We start from the raw sequence: 20744 nt of genomic DNA on the forward strand, positions 1-20744 counted from the left end.
ATTTGGAAAGAAGGAGATTTAATGGAACGCATTTACTTAGATCATGCTGCGACATCTCCGACTCACCCAGAAGTGGTCGAAAAGATGATTCCATATATGACAGAAACGTTTGGGAACCCGTCTAGTATTCACTTTTATGGGCGTCAAACGCGCCATGCAGTAGATGAGGCGAGACGTGTGTGTGCACGTAGCATTCACGCGAGTCCAAATGAAATTATATTTACGAGCGGTGGTACGGAAGCTGATAATTTAGCACTTATAGGTGTAGCGCGCGCGAATCGTCATAAAGGTAACCACATTATTACAACGCAAATTGAACATCATGCGATTTTGCATACGTGTGAATTGTTAGAGCGTGAAGGGTTTGAAGTGACATATTTACCTGTTGATGAAACAGGGCGTGTTCAAGTTTCTGACATACAACAGGCATTAACGGATGAGACAATTCTCTTATCTGTTATGTATGGAAATAATGAAGTAGGAACAATGCAACCAATCGTGGAAATAGGTAAGCTGTTAAAAGAACATCAAGCTTATTTTCATACAGATGCAGTACAAGCCTACGGTTTAGTAGAAATTGATGTGAAAGAGTTGGGCATTGATTTACTATCAATTTCAGCTCATAAAATTAACGGACCAAAAGGTGTCGGGTTCCTATATGCTGGTGCAAATGTGAAGTTTGAACCGTTATTAATAGGCGGAGAGCAAGAAAGAAAACGCCGTGCTGGCACTGAAAATGTACCTAGTATCGCTGGACTGCAGCAAGCAATTTTGCTAGCTGCAAAAAATCGTGAGCAAAAAAATGCCCAATATGAAGAGTTTAAAGATATAATAGTATCTGTCTTCAAAAATGAAGGCATTACTTTCGAGGTAAACGGAAACTTGGAATATCGCTTACCACATGTGTTGAATATAAATTTTACAGGAATGAATATTGAACCGTTTCTTGTGAACTTAGACTTAGCTGGCATTGCAGTATCAAGTGGTTCTGCTTGTACAGCTGGTTCGATTGATCCATCACATGTATTAGTAGCGATGTTCGGAAAAGACTCCGATCAAATACGTTCATCCGTACGCTTTAGTTTCGGACTTGGAAATACGAAAGAGCAAATTGAAAAAGCGGCGTACGAAACAGTGAAAATCGTGAAACGATTAACACAAAATTAGTATAGGAGGTGACATGATGAACAAACTACCTCACGAAACACGCGTTGTCATCGGAATGTCCGGTGGCGTCGATTCATCAGTAGCAGCTCTTTTATTAAAAGAGCAAGGTTATGATGTAATCGGAATTTTTATGAAAAACTGGGATGATACAGATGAGAATGGTGTCTGCACGGCAACAGAAGATTACAATGACGTAATTGAAGTGTGTAACCAAATCGGTATTCCGTATTATGCAGTCAACTTTGAAAAACAATACTGGGACAAAGTATTTACGTACTTCTTAGATGAGTACCGAGCTGGTCGTACACCAAACCCAGATGTAATGTGTAATAAAGAAATTAAATTTAAAGCCTTTTTAGAGCATGCAATTGCACTGGGGGCTGATTATGTAGCGACAGGTCATTATGCACGCGTTGCATATATGGACGGCGAATATAAAATGCTTCGCGGCGTTGATGATAATAAAGACCAAACATATTTCTTGAATCAATTAAGCCAAGAGCAATTATCAAAAACGATGTTCCCATTAGGTGAACTGAAGAAACCGCAAATTCGTGAAATGGCGACAGCAGCTGGTTTAGCGACAGCGGCGAAGAAAGATAGTACTGGTATTTGCTTCATCGGTGAGCGTAACTTTAAAGATTTCTTAAGTAACTATTTACCAGCGCAACCAGGTGTAATGCAAACATTATCTGGTGAAGTGAAAGGGAAACATGATGGTTTAATGTACTATACAATTGGACAACGTCATGGCCTTGGTATTGGTGGTAACGGTGATCCGTGGTTTGCAGTTGGGAAAAACTTGAAAGAAAACATTTTATATGTTGATCAAGGATTCCATAACGAACTCCTATATGGTGATGAAGTTATCGCTACGAATATTGGCTGGGTAAGTAATGAAGCGAAAGAAAAAGAATTTAAGTGCACAGCGAAATTCCGTTATCGTCAAGAAGACAATAAAGTAACGGTTCAAATCGTTGATGAAAATACAGTTCGTATTCTTTGCGATGAGCCAATTCGTGCGATTACGCCAGGTCAAGCAGTTGTTTTCTATGATGGAGATGAGTGCTTAGGCGGCGCTACAATTGATGAAGTATACCGTAGTGGTAAGAAATTAGATTATTTAGGATAAAACGAGAAGCCTCTGCCGATTAGCGGTTAGAGGTTTCTTTTACATAAAGCGAATTTTCGTTCGCTTGGAAAATACATTCTTTGTTATAATTTGTTGTAGAGGTGAAGGATATGTCAAACAAACTTGAAACAGGTATTCAATATATGCAAGAAGGAAACTGGGAAGAAGCAGCTAAAAATTTTACAGAAGCAATCGAAGAAAATCCGAAAGATGCGCTTGGATATATTAACTTTGCGAATTTATTAGATGTATTAGGCGATAGTGAAAGAGCAATTTTATTTTATAAACGTGCATTAGAGTTAGATGATAAATCTGCAGCTGCTTATTATGGATTAGGAAACGTATATTACGGTCAAGAGCAATTTGCAGAGGCTAAAGCTGTATTTGAACAAGCTATGCAAGCTGGATTACAATCAGCTGATGTAACATTTATGTTAGGTATTACACATGTGCAGCTTGGAAATGATCGTCTTGCACTGCCATTTTTACAAAGAGCAACTGAATTAGATGAAAGTGATGTAGAAGCTGTTTTCCAATGTGGACTTTGCTTCGCACGACTAGAACATATTCAAGAGGCAAAACCTTATTTTGAAAAGGTATTAGAAATGGATGAAGAGCATGCAGATGCGTATTATAATTTAGGTGTTGCGTACGTATTTGAAGAAAATAACGAGAAGGCTCTTGCTTTATTTAAGAAAGCAACTGAAATTCAGCCAGATCACTTTTTAGCTGGAAATGGTGTTCGTTTATTAGAGCAAGAAGCTGAATAAAGTGAAATTATAGTTTAATGCGCAGTTACCCCTCATCTAAAGATTGTGAAAGAGGTGGGGGATGTACTGCCCATTAAGGTGAAAAGAACTCGGGAAGGAGAGGAAAGATGGGAAATCAACATGCCATGGATTTGTTTGAGGAAGAGAAAAAATTTATAAAAGCGCAAGTTCTTCATACCATTTTCCACAACGAAGAAAACCTCTATTCCGTTGTCAGTATGAAAATCATTGAAACGAATGAAACATACGACGAAAAAAAAGTAATGATAAACGGTCATTTTCCCCGTATGCATGAAGATGAAGTGTTTACATTAACAGGTCACTTTAAAGACCACCCGAAGTATGGGAAACAATATTTAGTTGAAACGTTTAAGAAAGAATTGCCGCAAACAAAAGCAGGTATGGTGCAATATTTAGCGAGCGATTTATTTAAAGGGATTGGAAAGCGTACGGCCGAAAAAATCGTAGATCACCTTGGTGAGCATGCTATTTCTAAAATTATGGATGATCCTGATGCGTTAAATGGTGTTGTTAACAAACAAAAAGCGCAGGAAATATATGAGACAATTGTTGAACATCAAGGGTTAGAGAAAGTAATGAGCTTTTTAAATGGTTACGGTTTTGGAACGAAGCTTTCTATTAAAATCTATCAGCAATATAAAGAAATGACATTAGAAGTGATTCGTAATAATCCATATAAGCTTATTGAAGAAGTGGATGGGATTGGCTTTGGAAGAGCGGATGATATAGGACGTGCGTTAGGTATATCGGGTAATCATGATGACCGTGTACGTGCGGGTTGTTTTTATACGTTAGAGAATGTTTCACTGCAACTCGGTCACGTTTATATGGGGAAAGATCAACTTGTAAGAGAAACGATGTCACTTTTAAACAATCAAGAAGGAAGAGTGACTGAGGAAGATATTGTAGGCTGCGTTGAAATGATGCAAAGTGAAGGGAAAGTCATTATAGAAGAAGAGCGAGTGTATTTAGCTTCGTTATTCTACTCTGAAAAAGGCGTTGTAAAGTCAATTCGTCGTCTTATGAACCAAGAAGAAACCCCTGCATTCCCTGAAGCAGAAGTGTTAAAAGCATTAGGAGAAATTGAAGAACAGCTAAAGGTACAGTATGCACCGCTTCAGCAAGAAGCAGTTCAAACTGCACTTCATAAGCCGATGATGCTATTAACAGGTGGACCAGGAACGGGGAAAACAACAGTTATTAAAGGGATTGTTGAAATGTATGCGTCACTGCACGGATTATCATTAAATACGAATGAATATAGTGATGATAATCCATTTCCAATATTATTAACGGCCCCAACAGGAAGAGCAGCGAAGCGTATGAGTGAATCGACAGGGCTTCCAGCTTGTACGATTCATCGTTTGCTTGGTTGGACGCCAGAAGGGTCTTTCCAGCGCAATGAAACCGATCCGGTACAAGGAAAGTTACTCATTATTGATGAGTTTTCAATGGTTGATATTTGGCTTGCAAATCAGCTATTCAAGTCACTTCCGACAAATATTCAAGTTATCGTTGTAGGTGATGAAGATCAGTTGCCATCTGTAGGACCTGGACAAGTGTTAAAAGATTTATTAAATGCAGGAGCCATCCCAACGGTAAAACTTACAGAAATTTATCGTCAGGCAGAAGGTTCGTCTGTTATTCAGCTTGCCCATGCGATAAAAGACGGAACACTTCCACCAGATTTAGCGCAAAATAAAAAAGATCGTTCATTTATCAGCTGTGCAGGGGCTCAAATTGTTGAAGTTGTAAAAAAAGTATGTGAAAACGCGAAGACGAAAGGGTTTAGCGCAAGAGATGTACAAGTGTTGGCACCTATGTATCGCGGACCAGCAGGTATTAATGTGTTAAATGAAGCTCTTCAAGAAGTGTTTAATCCGAAAAAAGAAAAAAGTAAAGAAATTGCCTACGGTGACGTTGTGTATCGAAGAGGTGATAAAGTACTTCAATTAGTCAATCAGCCGGAAAGTCAAGTATTTAATGGTGATATTGGAGAAATTGTTTCGATTTTTTATGCAAAAGAAAATGTCGAGCAACAAGATATGATTATCGTTTCATTTGATGGGATTGAAGTAACGTATACAAAGCCTGATTTGAACCAAATTACCCATGCATATTGCTGCTCGATTCATAAATCGCAAGGTAGTGAATTCCCAATAGTTATTATGCCGATTGTAAAGAGCTACTACCGTATGTTACGTCGTAATTTAATTTACACGGGCATTACAAGGAGTAAGAAATTCCTTATTATTTGCGGGGAGGAAGCAGCTTTTCAGTCTGGTGTAAATCGCCTTGATGATGCGATGCGTCAAACAACTTTAGCTGGTCGATTGCAAGAATCACAAGGAGAAGTACAGATGGTAACAGTTAATGGCGAAGAAATGGACGTGGAAAACATTTCACCGTATGATTTTATGTAACAAGGTGAAATTATATAGTGAAACTTTCAAACGTATAACGTTGAAAGGCTCCAGCAATGTATAAATGAATGCAGCTTGGACATAATGGCGAATAGTATCTGGGAGACTGTAAGGAGATGAAAGCCATATGTTCATTTGTCCAAATTGCAAAGGGAAAGACATTGGAAAAATAGGTGTCAACCAATTTTATTGCTGGAATTGTTATATCGAATTATCGGTTTCAAAGGGGAAAATCCATACACATCAAGTAGAGGAAGATGGTTCGTTAAGCTCTCTTGATGATTTATTTGATGAAAATGAAAGAACGATCGGATAACGAAAAGGGGGATTTACTTTGAATCTACGCAATTCATTAATCGCATTAGGTGTTGGAGCGGCAGCATATCAATATGCTCGCAAGCAAGATGTATTTTCAAAACGCAATATGAAAAAAGCACGTAAGATGATTAAATCTTATCTATAAGCGCAAAAAACTCCCTTCATGATAAGGGAGTTTTTTTATGCACTTGTATGTAAATATAAAAGTCCAATTTCAGAGAAGAGATAAGAGAGGCCGTAACATCCAACGCCAAGCATTCCATAATGCAATAATTGCTTCGCCCGTTCTTTTCGCGAGGAACGAATAAAGAAACCTTTCCAAATACCAAACCCAATACAAATCCATTCAAGAATCATAAAAAGCGCTGATAATACGAGCATAAATAAAACCATAATTAGCCCTCCTGATTATATTTTGACATTTTGTATTTTCAGGGGTGGTTGTCCTTATTATGTTAAATATATGTACGTCTTTAAAAAACAGTATGGTCTGTATAAAAAGATTTTAAAACTTTTGCACATAACCTAACCTATTTATTTTCAAAATAAAGGTGGAGGAGGTTTTTCGTGTGAAGAATCTTAAAATCATTTGGATATATCGTTTAGGATTATTGTTACTCATTTTTCTTTGTTTGCTTGTCTTTTTAAAAATTAAGCCATTATGGGCACCGATTATTTTTGTATTTAAAGTGGCAATTACACCGTTTCTTATCGCGTGTTTCATTGCGTACTTATTGCATCCTTTAATTGAAAGAATCCATAAAGAAGGAATGCCTCGCACACTTGCCATTTTGCTCATTTACGTACTTTTCTTCGGCGGGATTGGATATGGAATTTATAAAGGAACGCCAATTGTTATTAAGCAGTTGCAAGAGATTAATGAACAATTTCCGCAGTTTACAAAAATGTACGATTCTTGGATGGATGGGGTAACGGAACAAACAGCGAATTTCCCATCATTTATTCATGAAAAGGTGAAACAAATTTTTGGTGGTGTAGAAACGAAGATTCAAGCGCTTTTAAATAAAGTCATGAGCACAGCTCGTGGTGTACTGGATTCGTTACTGATTATTTTCTTAATTCCATTCATTGTATTTTACATATTAAAAGATTACGGTGAGTTTTATCATATCTTTTGGAAATTAGTTCCGAGTAAGTGGCGTAGTACGGGTCAAATGCTTGCAAAAGAAATTGATAAATCACTCGGAAGTTATATTCGAGGACAGTTATTTGTTTGCTTAGTATTAGGGGGAGTATCTGTTCTTTCTTTTTGGTTTATCGGTATGAAATATCCATTGCTGCTCGGCATTATTATTGGGATAACGGATATAATCCCATACTTTGGTCCTATTTTAGGGGCGATTCCGACGTTGATGATTGCGGCAACGGTATCAACGAGCTTACTCATTAAGGCGGGGATTACAATTGCTATTTTGCAATTTTTGGAAAGTAACATTTTATCTCCTTACATCGTTGGTAAGTCGCTTCGTATGCACCCTGTTATTATTATGCTTGCATTACTAGTTGGAGGAGAAGTGGCAGGAATTGTGGGATTACTAATATCGGTTCCTGTTTTAGCGGTCATTCGTACAGTGATTGTTCATGTGCGGCCTCTTTGGAAAAAAGAAGATGTTTAAAATGAAGCCCTCTATTTAAAAAATAGAGGGCTAATAATATGGATTATTTAGGGAGTTGTTCTTGTATTTTTTGAACAAGAGAGTTCACATCATTTGTTTGAATATGTTTTATTTTTTTCCATTCCGTATCATACATAAATACAATTTGATTGCTGAAAAGACGCTTCTGTTCTTTTAGATTAGAAATTTTTGCGAAAGAGTACTCTTCAAATATGGGGTTTTTGCTTACGTCAGGGCCATAAAAGAAGAGCCTTTTGTTCGTTAAGATTAACAGTCCTGGCCTTGCGACGGAACGATATATAAATATATTTAATGAACATGCTGCATAAAAAAGAATTTTTTCATCGGTTGTTAACATTTCTTTAGCTTGATTCAATAAAGTTGTCATTGTAATCGCTCCTTTATTGTTAATAATTTAATTATAACAAATAATGCAATATTTAGAAATTTGTATAAAGTATTTTTTGTGAGGAGATTCCTATTTAGTAATAAATGCATAATATATTTAAAGGCTGTTAAGAATGAATAGTAGAATAACTATGAGTAATAAGTAATTGATATAATATAAATGATTATCTACATTGACAAACTTAAGAGAATTCTATTATATTTAGTCATATAATACATTAAATCAATGACGGAACAAGTACGTTACAGTCCATTTGTAGAGAGAAGCTTCCACTGGCTGAAAGGAGCTTTAAATGAAGGGTAACAGAAAGCTAATCCTGAGAGCAGCTAATCACTGCCGTCTTGCCACGTTACGGCACCATGAGGTGATGAATTGATTGTTATAATAATCAATTCATAATTAGGGTGGTATCGCGAGTTAACTCTCGTCCCTTTTATAGGGGCGGGAGTTTTTTATATTTAAGGAGGAAAATACAATGAAACAACTAACAGGCGCACAAATTCGTCAAATGTTTTTAGACTTTTTCCAAGAAAAAGGACATGCAGTAGAACCTAGTGCATCACTAGTTCCACATGAAGATCCATCTCTTCTATGGATTAACAGTGGTGTAGCAACATTAAAAAAATATTTTGATGGGCGTGTAATTCCACAAAATCCACGTATTACAAATGCTCAAAAATCAATTCGTACAAACGATATTGAAAACGTAGGGAAAACAGCTCGTCACCATACATTCTTTGAAATGTTAGGGAACTTCTCAATCGGTGATTACTTCAAAGAAGAAGCAATTACTTGGGCTTGGGAATTCTTAACGAGCGACAAATGGATTGGATTCGATAAAGAATTACTATCAGTTACAATCCATCCGGAAGATGAAGAAGCATTTACAATTTGGAATGAGAAAATGGGTGTTCCAAAAGAGCGCATCATCCGTTTAGAAGAAAACTTCTGGGATATCGGTGAAGGACCAAGTGGACCGAATACAGAGATTTTCTATGACCGCGGAGAAGCTTACGGTAATGACTTTAGTGACCCAGAATTATATCCAGGCGGAGAAAACGAGCGTTACTTAGAAGTATGGAACCTTGTATTCTCTCAATTTAACCATAATCCAGACGGTTCATATACACCGCTTCCTAAGAAGAACATCGATACAGGGATGGGTCTAGAGCGTATGACATCTATCGTTCAAGATGTGCCTACGAACTTTGATACAGACCTATTCATGCCGATGATTGGTGCAACAGAATCCATTTCTGGTGAGAAGTATCGTAATGGCGACTTAGAAAAAGATATGGCGTTTAAAGTAATTGCTGACCATATCCGTACAGTAACATTCGCTGTTGGCGACGGTGCTCTTCCATCTAACGAAGGCCGTGGTTATGTATTACGTCGTTTATTACGCCGCGCGGTTCGTTACTCGAAAAAATTAAACATCAATCGTCCATTCATGTTTGAATTAGTACCGGTTGTTGGAGAAGTAATGAAAGACTTCTATCCAGAAGTACTTGAAAAGAAAGATTTCATTGCGAAAGTTGTGAAAAACGAAGAAGAGCGTTTCCATGAAACACTTCATGACGGAGAAGCAATTTTAGCTGAAGTTATTGCAAAAGCAAAAGAAGAAAAAACAACTGTTATTTCTGGGGTAGACGCGTTCCGTCTATATGACACATACGGTTTCCCAATTGAATTAACAGAAGAATATGCAGAAGAAGCTGGTATGACAGTTGATCAAGCAGGCTTTGAAAATGAAATGGAAAAACAGCGTGAGCGTGCACGTGCTGCTCGTCAAGACGTTGATTCTATGCAAGTTCAAGGCGGTGTACTTGGTGAAGTTAAAGTAGCGAGCGAGTTTGTTGGTTACGGTACAGTTGCAACAGAAAGTAACGTTGTTGCACTTGTGAAAAATGGTGAGTATACAGATAGCTTACAAGCTGGTGAAGAAGGACAGTTAATGCTTGATGTAACGCCATTCTACGCTGAGAGCGGTGGACAAATTGCTGACCGTGGTTATCTTCTTACTGACGGTGTGAAAGTTCTTGTAAAAGACGTACAAAAAGCGCCAAATGGTCAAAACTTACACAAAGTTGTTGTTGAAGAGGGTACATTAACGAAAGATGCGGCTGTAAAAGCTGTTATTGATACGAAGAACCGTAGTAGTGTTGTGAAAAACCATACAGCAACTCACTTACTGCACCAAGCATTAAAAGACGTACTTGGAATGCATGTTAACCAAGCTGGTTCTCTTGTAACTTCTGAACGTTTACGCTTTGACTTCTCTCACTTCGGCCAAGTACAAGCTGACGAATTAGAAAAAATTGAGCGTATCGTAAACGAAAAAATTTGGGAAAGTATTGATGTTGAGATTTCTCAAAAAGCAATTGAAGAAGCGAAAGAAATGGGTGCAATGGCATTATTCGGTGAAAAATACGGAGATGTTGTACGCGTTGTACAAGTTGGCGGTTACAGCTTAGAGCTTTGCGGTGGTTGTCACGTTGATAACACAGCTTCTATCGGTATTTTCAAAATTGTTGCTGAGTCTGGTATCGGTGCAGGAACTCGCCGTATTGAAGCAGTAACAGGTAAGTCTGCATACGAATTAATGAACGATCAAGTAGGTTTATTAAAAGAAGCAGCAGGTAAAATGAAAACAAATCCGAAAGATATTTTAACAAGAGTTGATGGTTTATTTGCTGAAGTAAAACAACTTCAAAAAGAAAACGAATCTCTTGCTGCGAAATTAAGCAATATCGAAGCTGGAAACTTAACTGATTCAGTAATGACAGTTGATGGCGTGAACGTATTAGCGGCGAAAGTAAATGTTGCAGATATGAACAACTTACGTACAATGATGGATGATCTAAAAAATAAATTAGAGTCTGCAGTTGTTGTATTAGCGTCTGTAAGTGATGACAAAGTAAATATTTTAGCTGGCGTAACGAAAGATTTAATTAGCCAAGGCTACCATGCAGGTAAGCTTGTGAAAGAAGTGGCTTCTCGTTGTGGCGGCGGTGGTGGTGGCCGTCCTGATATGGCTCAAGCAGGCGGTAAAAACCCAGCTCAAGTTGAGGAAGCTTTAGCGTTTGTACAAGAGTACGTTAAATCTGTTTCAAAATAAAGAGATAGTAGTGTACAATGGTAGGGAGAGGAGAAGTTCTTCTCCCTATACTTACTACTTACAAGTGAGGTGCTTGAAATGGACGGTTTTGATAAAACAATGAAGTTTAGCATTCAAGATGAAAAACAGAGTGTCCATGTAAATGATGTACTTTTAACTGTGTATGATGCACTTCAAGAAAAAGGCTATAATCCGATTAACCAAATCGTCGGTTATTTATTAAGTGGAGATCCAGCATACATACCTCGCCATAAAGATGCACGAAGCATCGTTCGCAAGCTTGAACGTGATGAGATAATTGAAGAGCTTGTGAAGTCTTACTTGAAACATCATCGTGAGGAGTAGTTTATGCGGATATTAGGTTTAGATGTTGGTACTAAAACAGTCGGAGTTGCAATGAGCGATGAAATGGGCTGGACAGCACAAGGGCTGGAAACAATCAGGATTAACGAAGAACGAGGCCACTTTGGTTTTGACCGTATTTCTGAGTTGGTAAAACAGTACAATGTGGACAAAATAGTAGTAGGTTTACCTAAAAATATGAATGGTACAATCGGCCCTCGTGGTGAAGCGTGCCAGCAATTTGCAGAAAACCTACGAGAGCTGTTACAATTAGACGTTGTAATGTGGGACGAGCGTTTGTCGACGATGGCAGCGGAACGTCTGCTCATTTCAGCTGATGTAAGCCGTAAGAAGCGAAAGCAAGTAATCGATAAGATGGCTGCAGTCGTAATCTTACAAGGATTTTTAGATAGTAAATAAGAGGTGACCAAAATGGAAGAAAATCAAATTACAATTGTAGACGAAAAAGGTAACGAACATTTATGTGAGATTGTTTTCACTTTTGATGCTGAAAAATTTGGCAAAAAATCATACGTAGTCTTCTCTCCAATCGGTGAAGTAGACGAAGATGGAGACCAAATTTATGATGCAATGGCTTATGAGCAAAATGAAGAAGAGGGCGGAACTTTACTTCCAATCGAATCTGAAGAAGAGTGGGAAATGGTACAAGAAATGTTCAACACTCTAGCTGATGAGCAAGAAGCAGAATAATAAGTACTGAAAAGATGGACGATATATAGTCCATCTTTTTTTATATGTAAGATGAAAGATTTTTTGTCGAAACTGTGTAAGTCTTTGTAGTATAATGAGACGGATTGTAGAAAAATAAAATGGATATTAAAAAGATAGGCGAATTTGTTGTGGCTTTCCATCATGCTGTATAGAAACATATACATATGGTCTACAATTAAATAAGGAGGAAGAGTTTTGATAGAGAATCAAGTGAAAAAGAAGCGTAGACGCATCTTTTTATTTTCGATTATTGCACTGCTTTTAGTTTGTGGTTCAGTCTATGCGTATATTTTATCGGCATTAGGACCGGTTGATAGCGGGAATAAAAAAGAGATCGAGGTAGAAATTCCGAAAGGATCATCTACAAGTAAAATTGGAGAAATTTTAAAAGAAAAAGGTGCTGTGAAAAACGGTACAGTTTTTAGTTTTTATACAAAGGCTAAATCGAAAAGTTTACAAGCAGGTACATATTTATTAAATCCTTCGATGAATGCTAAAGATGTTATCGAACAAATGTCATCGGGCAACGTACATCGTCCGGCTCTTTATAAAGTGACGATTAAAGAAGGAGCACAAGTAACTGAAATTGCAGAAGCGATTGCAGCAGAATTAAAGTGGAATAAAGATGATGTTGTGCGTCAATTAAACGATAAAGCATTCGTTCAAAAAATGCAGCAAAAGTATCCGAAGTTATTAACGGATAAAATCTTTGATAGCAATATTAAATACCCATTAGAAGGCTATTTATATCCTGCGACGTATTCGTTCTATAAGAAAGATACGACGTTAGAAGAAATCGTAATTCCAATGCTTGAGAAAACGAATGCAATCATTGTTCAAAATGAGGCGAAAATGAAAGCGAAGAACTGGGATGTTCATCAACTTTTAACATTGTCTTCACTTATTGAAGAAGAGGCAACGGGCTTTACAGATCGTCAAAAGATCTCTAGTGTTTTCTATAATCGTTTAGCAAAAGGTATGCCACTTCAAACAGATCCGACAGTATTATACGCGCTTGGAAAGCATAAACAACGCGTATTATATGAGGATTTAAAAGTAAACTCACCGTACAATACGTATGTTGTGAAAGGATTGCCAGTTGGGCCGATTGCAAACTCAGGGAAACATTCAGTGGAAGCGGCGTTAGAGCCTGCGCAAACAGAGTATTATTATTTCTTAGCTGCACCAAGTGGTGAAGTGTATTATGCGAAAACATTAGAAGAACATAATGCATTAAAGCAAAAATATATTACGAAAAAACAGTGAAATGGGGAGGGATAGCGAAAAAAGTCGCACATCCCTCTTTTTTGTGGTAAAATATATCGGGTTAAAAACTGGCAGAAGAATCGTTTTTAATATCAAAACGGGACGTACAAGCTAAGGGTGAAGCTGGCTTGTATTTTTATTGCATTCTATGTGTGAAAAGACAAAGATTGACGCGTCATAGAGGCACTTCTCCATGTAAATAAGGAGGACCAATTATGGAGGATGCAGTGAACGAGTACCTATTATCATTTATTGATCCAAAAGATAAATTAATTCTTGAAATGGAAGAGTATGCAACAGAAAACCATGTGCCGATTATGGATCGACTTGGAATGGAATTTATGCTGCAATTTTTACGTTTAATTGGGCCGAAAAGCATTTTAGAACTTGGAACAGCAATCGGTTATTCTAGCATTCGTATGATGGAAGCTATTCCAAATTCACGTATTGTGACAGTAGAGCGCAATCGTGAACGATATGAAAAGGCACTTGAATATATAGAACGTTCTCCAGTAACAGATCGCATTTCTGTTATTTACGGTGATGCTTTAGAAACAGGCGAACAAGTGAAAGAACATGGAACATTTGATGTTATTTTTATTGATGCAGCGAAAGGGCAATATCGTCGCTTTTTTGACTTATATGAACCGTTATTAAATCCTGGTGGCGTTATTATTTCAGATAATGTTATGTACCATGGCCTTGTAACGACAAAAGAGAAAATTGAAAATAGACGTACACGTGGTTTGATTCGTCGTATTAAGACGTACAATGAATGGCTTATGAACCATGAAGGATATGATACAACGATTTTCCCGATTGGTGATGGAGTGGCTGTAAGTAAAAAGAAAGGGTGACAAAGGTATGAAGAAACCTGAATTGTTAATAACGCCTAGAGCAGTGGCGGATATCGAACCTCTTGCAAAAGCAGGAGCAGATGCAGTAATGATCGGTGAACAAAAGTTTGGTTTACGTTTAGCAGGGGAATTTTCACGTGAAGATGTAAAACAAGCTGTTAAAATTGCACATGAAAATGGTGTGAAAGTATACGTTGCAATGAATGCGATGTTCCACAATGATAAAGTAGAAGAATTAACAGACTACGTTGCATTTTTAAATGAGATAAATGTAGATGCGATTGTTTTCGGAGATCCAGCGGTATTAATGGCTGTTCGTGAAGTTGCACCAAACATGAAGTTGCACTGGAATACAGAAACGACAGCAACAAACTGGTTTACTTGTAACTATTGGGGGCAAAGAGGGGCGAAACGCGCTGTATTAGCTCGTGAGCTTAGCTTAGATGAAATTGTTGAATTAAAAGAAAATGCGGAAGTGGAACTTGAAGTGCAAATTCACGGTATGACTTGCATGTTCCAATCAAAGCGTTCATTAGTAGGAAACTACTTTGAGTATCAAGGTCGTAATCTCGACATTGAAAAGAAAAAGTATGAAGAGAATATGTTCTTGTATGATCCAGAGCGTAATAATAAATATCCAATTTATGAAGATGAAAATGGTACACACATTATGAGTCCGAACGATATTTGTTTCATTGATGAGTTAGAGGAACTAATCGATGCTGAAGTCGATAGCTTAAAAATTGATGGTGTCCTAAAAAATTCTGAATACATTATTGAGGTAACGAAGAAATATCGTAAAGCAATTGATTTATGTGTAGAAGATCGTGATGCGTATTATGACGTGAAAGACGATTTATATAAAGAGATAGAAGAAATGCAACCAGTAAATCGTCCGTTAGATACAGGATTCTTCTTTAAAGAGACGGTTTACTAAACGAGGAGGGTGTAGGAAATGACTGTACAAGAAATTTCACGAGTGATCGATGGCAAACGCGTTATTGTGAAGAAACCTGAACTGTTAATCCCTGCGGGTAACTTAGAAAAATTAAAAGTAGCTATCCATTATGGGGCAGATGCTGTATATTTAGGTGGACAAGAATTTGGTCTTCGTTCGAATGCAGGTAACTTTACGCTGGAAGACATGGCAGAAGGCGTTGAATTTGCAAAGAAATATGGAGCGAAAATATATGTAACAACAAATATTTTTGCACATAATGAAAATATGGACGGGCTAGAGGAATATTTAAAAGGGATTGAAAAAGCTGGCGTAACGGGAATTATCGTTGCTGATCCGCTTATTATTGAGACATGTAAACGTGTAGCACCTTCTGTTGAGGTGCATTTAAGTACACAACAATCGCTATCCAACTGGAAAGCAGCACAGTATTGGAAAGAAGAAGGTTTACATCGTCTTGTATTAGCTCGTGAAGCAAGCTATGAAGAGATGAAAGAAATTAAAGACAAAGTGGATATTGAAATTGAAGCATTCGTCCATGGTGCAATGTGTATCGCATATTCAGGAAGATGTACATTAAGTAACCATATGACAGCGCGTGACTCTAACCGTGGTGGTTGTTGTCAATCTTGTCGCTGGGACTATGATTTAGTTCAAACGGTATCACAACATAAAGATGCAAAAGAGCTTCCTTTATTCCAAGAAGAAGATGCTCACTTTGCGATGAGTCCAAAAGATTTAAATTTAATTTTATCAATTCCGAAAATGATTGAAATCGGAATTGATAGCTTAAAAGTTGAAGGCCGTATGAAATCTATCCATTACGTAGCGACTGTAGCAACTGTATATCGTAAAGTAATTGATGCGTATTGTGCGGATCCAGATAACTTTGGGTTTAAACAAGAGTGGTTAGATGAGCTTGATAAATGTGCAAATCGTGACACAGCTCCTGCATTCTTTGAAGGGGTTCCAGGACATCAAGAGCAAATGTTTGGAAATCATAGTAAGAAAACAACGTATGATTTTGCTGGTTTAGTGTTAGATTATAATGAAGAAACGGGCATCGTAACGCTTGAGCAACGTAATCACTTCAAACCAGGACATGAAGTGGAGTTCTTTGGACCAGAAATAGAAAACTTTACGCAGACGGTGGAGAAAATTTGGGATGAGGATGGAAACGAATTAGATGCAGCGAGACATCCGTTGCAAATCGTGAAATTCAAAGTGGATCAACCAGTGTATGTGAATAATATGATGCGCAAAAACATACTTCAATAAGAAAGAGTGGTAGTCGAATGGGGACGAATAAGCCTGTTGTAATTGGAATCGCTGGTGGTTCAGGATCAGGAAAAACAAGTGTAACGAAAGCGATTTTTGACCATTTTAAAGGTCATTCCATTTTAATCTTGGAGCAAGATTATTATTACAAAGATCAAAGCCATTTACCAATGGAAGAGCGTTTAAAAACAAATTATGATCATCCGCTTGCGTTTGATAATGATCTGTTAATTGAGCATTTGCAGCAGTTGCTTGCATATGAGCAAATTGATAAGCCTGTATATGACTATACATTGCATACGCGTTCAGAAGAAATTATTCCAGTTGAGCCGAAAGATGTAATCATTTTAGAAGGAATTCTTATTTTAGAAGACCCACGTCTTTGTGAGTTAATGGACATTAAGCTATTCGTTGATACAGATGCGGATCTTCGTATTTTACGCCGCATGCAGCGTGATATTGAAGAGCGCGGTCGTACGATGGATTCAGTTATTGATCAATACGTAACTGTTGTACGTCCAATGCACAATCAATTTATTGAGCCTTCTAAGAAATTTGCGGATATTATTATCCCTGAAGGTGGACAAAACCATGTTGCAATTGATATTATGGTGACAAAAATTGCAACAATTCTTGAACAAAAAGTAAATTTGTAATAGCATAGTAAAAGATATACGATAGGAAGGGATTTTTTCCCTTCCTATCGAATACAATGAAACATGCAACCTCATCTATATATAGGTGAGGGCATATTTATATCAACTTTCCATACATATCTTCTTTATATAAAGAAGAATTGGGAATACGGGGTTGTATGTGACAACTCCGCTAGTACAAGCGTACTAGAAACCTCCGCTACACATATAAGTGGGGGAGTTTTCATATGGAACTCCTCTTTTTTTTCGGGGGATTGGTATATAAAAGGAGTGGAAAATATGGCAACAGAAAAAACATACCCAATGACGCAAGAGGGTAAGCAAAAATTAGAGAACGAACTTGAGGAATTAAAAACGGTAAAACGTAAAGAAGTTGTAGAGCGCATTAAGATCGCACGTAGCTTCGGAGATCTTTCAGAGAACTCTGAGTACGATGCAGCGAAAGATGAGCAAGCATTCGTAGAAGGACGTATTACACAACTTGAAAACATGATCCGTAATGCGGTTATCATTGAAGACAATGGTGAAGAGTCTACAGTTGTAACATTAGGTAAAACTGTAACATTTAAAGAGTTACCAGGTGGAGACGAAGAAGCTTACACAATCGTAGGTAGCGCAGAAGCAGATCCATTTGAAGGAAGAATTTCTAACGATTCTCCAATCGCAAAAAGTTTATTAGGTAAGCAAATTGGTGAGAAGGTAGCAATTCAAACACCAGGTGGAGAAATGCAAGTAGAGATTATCTCTGTAAAATAACGTGAAAATCACTCGTGTAAAAACGGGTGATTTTTTTATTTGTATAAAAGATGAAACACCTCGTCTAAACTACAGGAGACGAGGTGTTTTTTATGAAAATAAAACGGAGAATTACAGTTGTTTTAATTTGTTTTATGAGTGTAATGTTTTTACTACTTTGTCGCTTAATCCAAATACAGATTTTAGATACGGAATCATTTACTGACCAAAATATCAATTTAATTGAAAAAAGTGTTATGCAACGAACGCAATCACTTACAGTAGATAATGGAAGAGGGCACTTTACAGATCGAAATGGTAAGGAAATCGGTGAAGAGAAATATCCAGTTCTAATTATTTTTCCATTTTTACAAATAAAAAATGACATGTTAGAGAAAATTTCGCATATCATTGGTTTGTCGAGACAAGAGATAAGACTGCAAATGAAAAGTAAGAATAAAGCATTTATATTACAAAGGGGGAATATCCCATTTCAATTAACGGTTGATCAGATGGAGAAGGTAAATCAGTTAGATACTTTAGGCATTGTAGCAGCAGAAGTTCGATTGAAGAAAACGGGAGAGGCGAATCATTTAATTGGTGATGTGGGAGAGAATGAACAGGAATTTCAAAAGCGCTATGGAGAAATGAAAAAACTTTCGGAACAAACGCCCATTGGTATTTCCGGATTGCAACAATCATTTGATGAATTTTTACTTACTGATGGAGAGGCAAAAGTACTATATCAAGTAGATCGGCAAGGAGAGCCGATTTTCGGGAAACAGGCAAAATACACTTCACCAGGAAATCCATTTTATCCAGTTACTATTCAAACAACGCTACATAAAACGTTGCAACGGCAAGCTGAAAAGATTATAAATGAAAACGGAATAAAAAGAGGTGGGTTAGTATTACTAGACATAAAAAATAGTGAAGTTTTAGCAATGGTAAGTAAGCCATCTCTACAGATGAATGATAGGAGCGCATACAAAGCAACACTCGAAAATCAAATGTTAACTCCTCATTTTCCGGGATCTGTTTTTAAAACAGTAGTTGCAGCGGCGGTAATTGATCAAAATTTGGTGCGATTTAACCGTGTATTTAACTGTAATACGGATTTATACGGTGAAAATCTTCCACAAGTTATGATGGGGTCATTAAACTTTAAGGAAAGCTTTGCTAGAAGCTGTAATCGGACGTTTGCCCTATTAGGTGATGAACTAATGCAAAAGGATAGAGATGTGTTAGAAACGTATTTAGAGGCCTTAGGAGCAAGTAAGACGGTTGGTTGGAAAGGTTCGGTATTTCATACATCGGAATTTGAGCAGTTACCAGAAGAAAAGGATGCTGTTATTTGGAGAAGTGAAGAAAATAAAGTTAGTAGAAAAGCCATTGCTCAAACGATGATTGGACAAAAAGATGTACGTGTGTCGCCTCTAGCTATAGCGAATATGATGGCGACAATTGCTAGAGATGGAGAGAAGTTGGAAGTGAAAGCTGTAAAAAAAATAGTATATAAAAATGGAACCGACTTTTTTACATTTGAAAATCATAAATTAACGGGGAAACAGCTTTCTTATGAAACGGTGAAAAAACTACAAGAGTTATTAAGAGGTGTTGTGACGACGGAGAAAGGAACGGGAACAGTGTTCCGTTCGTTACCACTAAACGTTGCCGGAAAATCTGGAACGGCACAAACAGGAAAAGGAGAAAAGGTGAATCGCTGGTTTGCAGGTTATTTTCCATATGAAAATCCAAGGTATGCTTTAGTTGTAGTTGATATAGAAGCAGATAGTAACAAAAATGTAGTTACACCCGTTTTTACAGAACTGGTAGAAGCAATTCATAGATTAGAAAATGAAAAGTAATCTTGCAATTATTTATGAAATGTTTTCATTTCGTGAAAATATTATTGTAAATGTTCAACCTTTCTAGATTTAATGTTACAATAGCAAGTATGAAAAACTGCATGGAGGTTTGAAGAATGGCAGGAGGATCTAGATTTCAACAGAAACAACAAAAACGTCGTCAAAACGGTGTTTTAAATATTGCAATTGCAATTGTATTAATAGCAGTAGCTATTGTAGCATATCAATTGTTTGTTCCTGACACAAAAGAGCAAGCGTCTTCTAATGATAAAAAGGTAGCTCAGCAAACAACAAAAGAGAATAAAGCTGAGAAAGCTAAAGGTAAAGAAGAGACGAAGAAGAACGAGAAAGAGAAAACAGAGGCTAAGAAGAAGGAAGAAGAAGAGAAGCTAAAGGCTGAAGAAGAAAAGAAAAAAGCTGAAGAAGAAGCGAAAGCTAACGAGAAAGTATCAGCTGAAAAAACACAGCCAAAGGCAACCGATGCTTATACGAAATCTTCTTGGAAGCCAGTAGGTACAGAGCAAGGCGCAACACCTGCGATGACGTTTAAAAAAGGTACAGCAGATTGGAATGAGATGAATCAAGCAATTTCCGCTGCAATTGACGTTCCAGTAGAGCAATTAGTTATTCATAGAATCGGAAATAACGGTAAGAATAAAGCTTACGGTAACGTACAAGATAAACAATCAGGTAAAAAATATTATGTAAATATTGATTGGGTAGACAATGAAGGCTGGAAACCAGTACTCGTTCAAACTCTAAACTAAAAAAGAGAGGCTCTTATGAGCCTCTCTTTTTTAGTTAGCGTAATTTTTTTAATTTAAAATGAACAACCGCGCTATAATATGGTCTTTTGCTTTCCGGATCCATAACCATTTGATGCGAGATGTGATGAACCTCAAGCATAAGTGCTTTATTATTATCGATTTGTTCACTAATTTTTCTTTCTAAAGAAGCTAAGTCTCCCGCTTCAAAAAACTCTACTTTATCTTCTAACATTTCAAAGGTAAATGACACGAAGACGACCCCTCTCCTATGTAATCACCTATAGTGTAAC

General features: G+C 37.2%; 22 protein-coding genes and 1 other annotated feature. Of the genes, 19 read left to right on the forward strand and 3 right to left on the reverse strand.

The window, feature by feature from the left end; translation table 11 throughout:
• Window positions 1-21 precede the first annotated feature (21 nt).
• The 6 genes from SJY24_RS08290 to SJY24_RS08315 all read left to right on the forward strand — a co-directional run bounded on the left by SJY24_RS08290 (window position 22) and on the right by SJY24_RS08315 (window position 5976).
• Window positions 22-1167 (forward strand): cysteine desulfurase family protein, encoded by a 1146-nt coding sequence (locus SJY24_RS08290; protein ID WP_377864369.1) that lies wholly within the window; start codon window positions 22-24, stop codon window positions 1165-1167.
• 16 nt (window positions 1168-1183) lie between these two features.
• Complete coding sequence (mnmA, locus tag SJY24_RS08295; protein ID WP_377864370.1) at window positions 1184-2299, forward strand: tRNA 2-thiouridine(34) synthase MnmA; 1116 nt, start codon at window positions 1184-1186, stop codon at window positions 2297-2299.
• 110 nt (window positions 2300-2409) lie between these two features.
• Window positions 2410-3069 carry a tetratricopeptide repeat protein gene (locus SJY24_RS08300; RefSeq protein WP_097810848.1) on the forward strand — a complete coding sequence of 220 codons (660 nt, stop codon included), beginning with the start codon at window positions 2410-2412 and terminating at the stop codon, window positions 3067-3069.
• Between the two features lie 107 nt (window positions 3070-3176).
• Window positions 3177-5513, forward strand: a complete 2337-nt coding sequence (gene recD2 / locus SJY24_RS08305) for an SF1B family DNA helicase RecD2 (RefSeq protein ID WP_377864371.1) — start codon at window positions 3177-3179, stop codon at window positions 5511-5513.
• A 127-nt stretch (window positions 5514-5640) separates the two neighbouring features.
• Window positions 5641-5829 (forward strand): hypothetical protein, encoded by a 189-nt coding sequence (locus tag SJY24_RS08310; protein ID WP_000469281.1) that lies wholly within the window; start codon window positions 5641-5643, stop codon window positions 5827-5829.
• A gap of 18 nt (window positions 5830-5847) precedes the next feature.
• On the forward strand, window positions 5848-5976 hold the full coding sequence (locus SJY24_RS08315) for a YrzQ family protein (protein WP_001053553.1): 129 nt from the start codon (window positions 5848-5850) through the stop codon (window positions 5974-5976).
• Window positions 5977-6011: 35 nt separating this feature from the next.
• Here SJY24_RS08315 and SJY24_RS08320 read toward each other — a convergent pair whose 3' ends face one another.
• Window positions 6012-6224 (reverse strand): hypothetical protein, encoded by a 213-nt coding sequence (locus tag SJY24_RS08320; protein WP_377864372.1) that lies wholly within the window; start codon window positions 6222-6224, stop codon window positions 6012-6014.
• Window positions 6225-6400: 176 nt separating this feature from the next.
• On the opposite strand from SJY24_RS08320, the gene SJY24_RS08325 reads away from it, so the two are divergent.
• The gene (locus SJY24_RS08325) at window positions 6401-7468 is read left to right on the forward strand and encodes an AI-2E family transporter (RefSeq protein WP_377864373.1); all 1068 of its coding nucleotides are present in this window, start codon (window positions 6401-6403) and stop codon (window positions 7466-7468) included.
• Window positions 7469-7511: 43 nt separating this feature from the next.
• Here the strand turns inward: SJY24_RS08325 and SJY24_RS08330 are convergent, their stop codons facing one another.
• Complete coding sequence (locus SJY24_RS08330; RefSeq protein ID WP_377864374.1) at window positions 7512-7856, reverse strand: PH domain-containing protein; 345 nt, start codon at window positions 7854-7856, stop codon at window positions 7512-7514.
• Window positions 7857-8093: 237 nt separating this feature from the next.
• Window positions 8094-8312: a binding site (T-box leader), on the forward strand.
• Window positions 8313-8352: 40 nt separating this feature from the next.
• Between SJY24_RS08330 and alaS the strand changes: the two genes are divergently transcribed.
• From alaS to SJY24_RS08390, 12 genes are all read left to right on the forward strand, one after another.
• Entirely contained in the window at window positions 8353-10995 is a 2643-nt protein-coding gene (alaS, locus tag SJY24_RS08335; RefSeq protein ID WP_377864375.1) for an alanine--tRNA ligase, read from the forward strand.
• Window positions 10996-11073: 78 nt separating this feature from the next.
• Entirely contained in the window at window positions 11074-11340 is a 267-nt protein-coding gene (locus SJY24_RS08340; protein WP_000348591.1) for an IreB family regulatory phosphoprotein, read from the forward strand.
• Between the two features lie 3 nt (window positions 11341-11343).
• On the forward strand, window positions 11344-11757 hold the full coding sequence (gene ruvX, locus SJY24_RS08345) for a Holliday junction resolvase RuvX (protein WP_001221203.1): 414 nt from the start codon (window positions 11344-11346) through the stop codon (window positions 11755-11757).
• Window positions 11758-11769: 12 nt separating this feature from the next.
• Window positions 11770-12048 (forward strand): DUF1292 domain-containing protein, encoded by a 279-nt coding sequence (locus SJY24_RS08350; RefSeq protein WP_000392249.1) that lies wholly within the window; start codon window positions 11770-11772, stop codon window positions 12046-12048.
• 216 nt (window positions 12049-12264) lie between these two features.
• The gene (gene mltG / locus SJY24_RS08355) at window positions 12265-13335 is read left to right on the forward strand and encodes an endolytic transglycosylase MltG (protein ID WP_377864376.1); all 1071 of its coding nucleotides are present in this window, start codon (window positions 12265-12267) and stop codon (window positions 13333-13335) included.
• A gap of 215 nt (window positions 13336-13550) precedes the next feature.
• The gene (locus tag SJY24_RS08360; RefSeq protein WP_000389099.1) at window positions 13551-14192 is read left to right on the forward strand and encodes an O-methyltransferase; all 642 of its coding nucleotides are present in this window, start codon (window positions 13551-13553) and stop codon (window positions 14190-14192) included.
• Window positions 14193-14199: 7 nt separating this feature from the next.
• The gene (locus SJY24_RS08365) at window positions 14200-15129 is read left to right on the forward strand and encodes a peptidase U32 family protein (protein ID WP_098499625.1); all 930 of its coding nucleotides are present in this window, start codon (window positions 14200-14202) and stop codon (window positions 15127-15129) included.
• Window positions 15130-15147: 18 nt separating this feature from the next.
• The gene (locus SJY24_RS08370; RefSeq protein WP_377864377.1) at window positions 15148-16428 is read left to right on the forward strand and encodes a peptidase U32 family protein; all 1281 of its coding nucleotides are present in this window, start codon (window positions 15148-15150) and stop codon (window positions 16426-16428) included.
• Between the two features lie 17 nt (window positions 16429-16445).
• The gene (udk, locus tag SJY24_RS08375; protein ID WP_000537077.1) at window positions 16446-17084 is read left to right on the forward strand and encodes a uridine kinase; all 639 of its coding nucleotides are present in this window, start codon (window positions 16446-16448) and stop codon (window positions 17082-17084) included.
• A 279-nt stretch (window positions 17085-17363) separates the two neighbouring features.
• Complete coding sequence (gene greA, locus SJY24_RS08380) at window positions 17364-17840, forward strand: transcription elongation factor GreA (protein ID WP_042980016.1); 477 nt, start codon at window positions 17364-17366, stop codon at window positions 17838-17840.
• A 92-nt stretch (window positions 17841-17932) separates the two neighbouring features.
• A complete protein-coding gene (locus SJY24_RS08385) occupies window positions 17933-19687 on the forward strand; it encodes a peptidoglycan D,D-transpeptidase FtsI family protein (protein ID WP_377864378.1) in 1755 nt (584 codons plus the stop codon).
• 116 nt (window positions 19688-19803) lie between these two features.
• Window positions 19804-20454: a YrrS family protein gene (locus SJY24_RS08390; protein WP_377864380.1), complete on the forward strand. Its 651-nt coding sequence runs from the start codon at window positions 19804-19806 to the stop codon at window positions 20452-20454.
• Window positions 20455-20488: 34 nt separating this feature from the next.
• On the opposite strand, the gene SJY24_RS08395 is transcribed toward SJY24_RS08390, so the two are convergent.
• Window positions 20489-20704: a YrzA family protein gene (locus SJY24_RS08395; RefSeq protein WP_000010984.1), complete on the reverse strand. Its 216-nt coding sequence runs from the start codon at window positions 20702-20704 to the stop codon at window positions 20489-20491.
• Window positions 20705-20744: the final 40 nt, after the last annotated feature.

It is taken from the genome of Bacillus sp. R86525, from assembly GCF_042466195.1.
GTDB classification, from domain to species: domain Bacteria; phylum Bacillota; class Bacilli; order Bacillales; family Bacillaceae_G; genus Bacillus_A; species Bacillus_A nitratireducens.

Excerpts from the sequence above, each read along its gene's own strand:
- SJY24_RS08310 (WP_000469281.1), top strand. The coding sequence starts at position 5,641 with ATGTTCATTTGTCCAAATTGCAAAGGGAAAGACATTGGAAAAATAGGT.
- SJY24_RS08340 (WP_000348591.1), top strand. The coding sequence starts at position 11,074 with ATGGACGGTTTTGATAAAACAATGAAGTTTAGCATTCAAGATGAAAAA.
- SJY24_RS08330 (WP_377864374.1), bottom strand. The coding sequence starts at position 7,856 with ATGACAACTTTATTGAATCAAGCTAAAGAAATGTTAACAACCGATGAA.
- SJY24_RS08320 (WP_377864372.1), bottom strand. The coding sequence starts at position 6,224 with ATGGTTTTATTTATGCTCGTATTATCAGCGCTTTTTATGATTCTTGAA.
- mnmA (WP_377864370.1), top strand. The coding sequence starts at position 1,184 with ATGAACAAACTACCTCACGAAACACGCGTTGTCATCGGAATGTCCGGT.
- greA (WP_042980016.1), top strand. The coding sequence starts at position 17,364 with ATGGCAACAGAAAAAACATACCCAATGACGCAAGAGGGTAAGCAAAAA.
- SJY24_RS08290 (WP_377864369.1), top strand. The coding sequence starts at position 22 with ATGGAACGCATTTACTTAGATCATGCTGCGACATCTCCGACTCACCCA.
- SJY24_RS08385 (WP_377864378.1), top strand. The coding sequence starts at position 17,933 with ATGAAAATAAAACGGAGAATTACAGTTGTTTTAATTTGTTTTATGAGT.
- SJY24_RS08365 (WP_098499625.1), top strand. The coding sequence starts at position 14,200 with ATGAAGAAACCTGAATTGTTAATAACGCCTAGAGCAGTGGCGGATATC.
- SJY24_RS08300 (WP_097810848.1), top strand. The coding sequence starts at position 2,410 with ATGTCAAACAAACTTGAAACAGGTATTCAATATATGCAAGAAGGAAAC.
- SJY24_RS08370 (WP_377864377.1), top strand. The coding sequence starts at position 15,148 with ATGACTGTACAAGAAATTTCACGAGTGATCGATGGCAAACGCGTTATT.
- SJY24_RS08350 (WP_000392249.1), top strand. The coding sequence starts at position 11,770 with ATGGAAGAAAATCAAATTACAATTGTAGACGAAAAAGGTAACGAACAT.
- SJY24_RS08360 (WP_000389099.1), top strand. The coding sequence starts at position 13,551 with ATGGAGGATGCAGTGAACGAGTACCTATTATCATTTATTGATCCAAAA.
- SJY24_RS08390 (WP_377864380.1), top strand. The coding sequence starts at position 19,804 with ATGGCAGGAGGATCTAGATTTCAACAGAAACAACAAAAACGTCGTCAA.
- ruvX (WP_001221203.1), top strand. The coding sequence starts at position 11,344 with ATGCGGATATTAGGTTTAGATGTTGGTACTAAAACAGTCGGAGTTGCA.
- recD2 (WP_377864371.1), top strand. The coding sequence starts at position 3,177 with ATGGGAAATCAACATGCCATGGATTTGTTTGAGGAAGAGAAAAAATTT.
- alaS (WP_377864375.1), top strand. The coding sequence starts at position 8,353 with ATGAAACAACTAACAGGCGCACAAATTCGTCAAATGTTTTTAGACTTT.
- udk (WP_000537077.1), top strand. The coding sequence starts at position 16,446 with ATGGGGACGAATAAGCCTGTTGTAATTGGAATCGCTGGTGGTTCAGGA.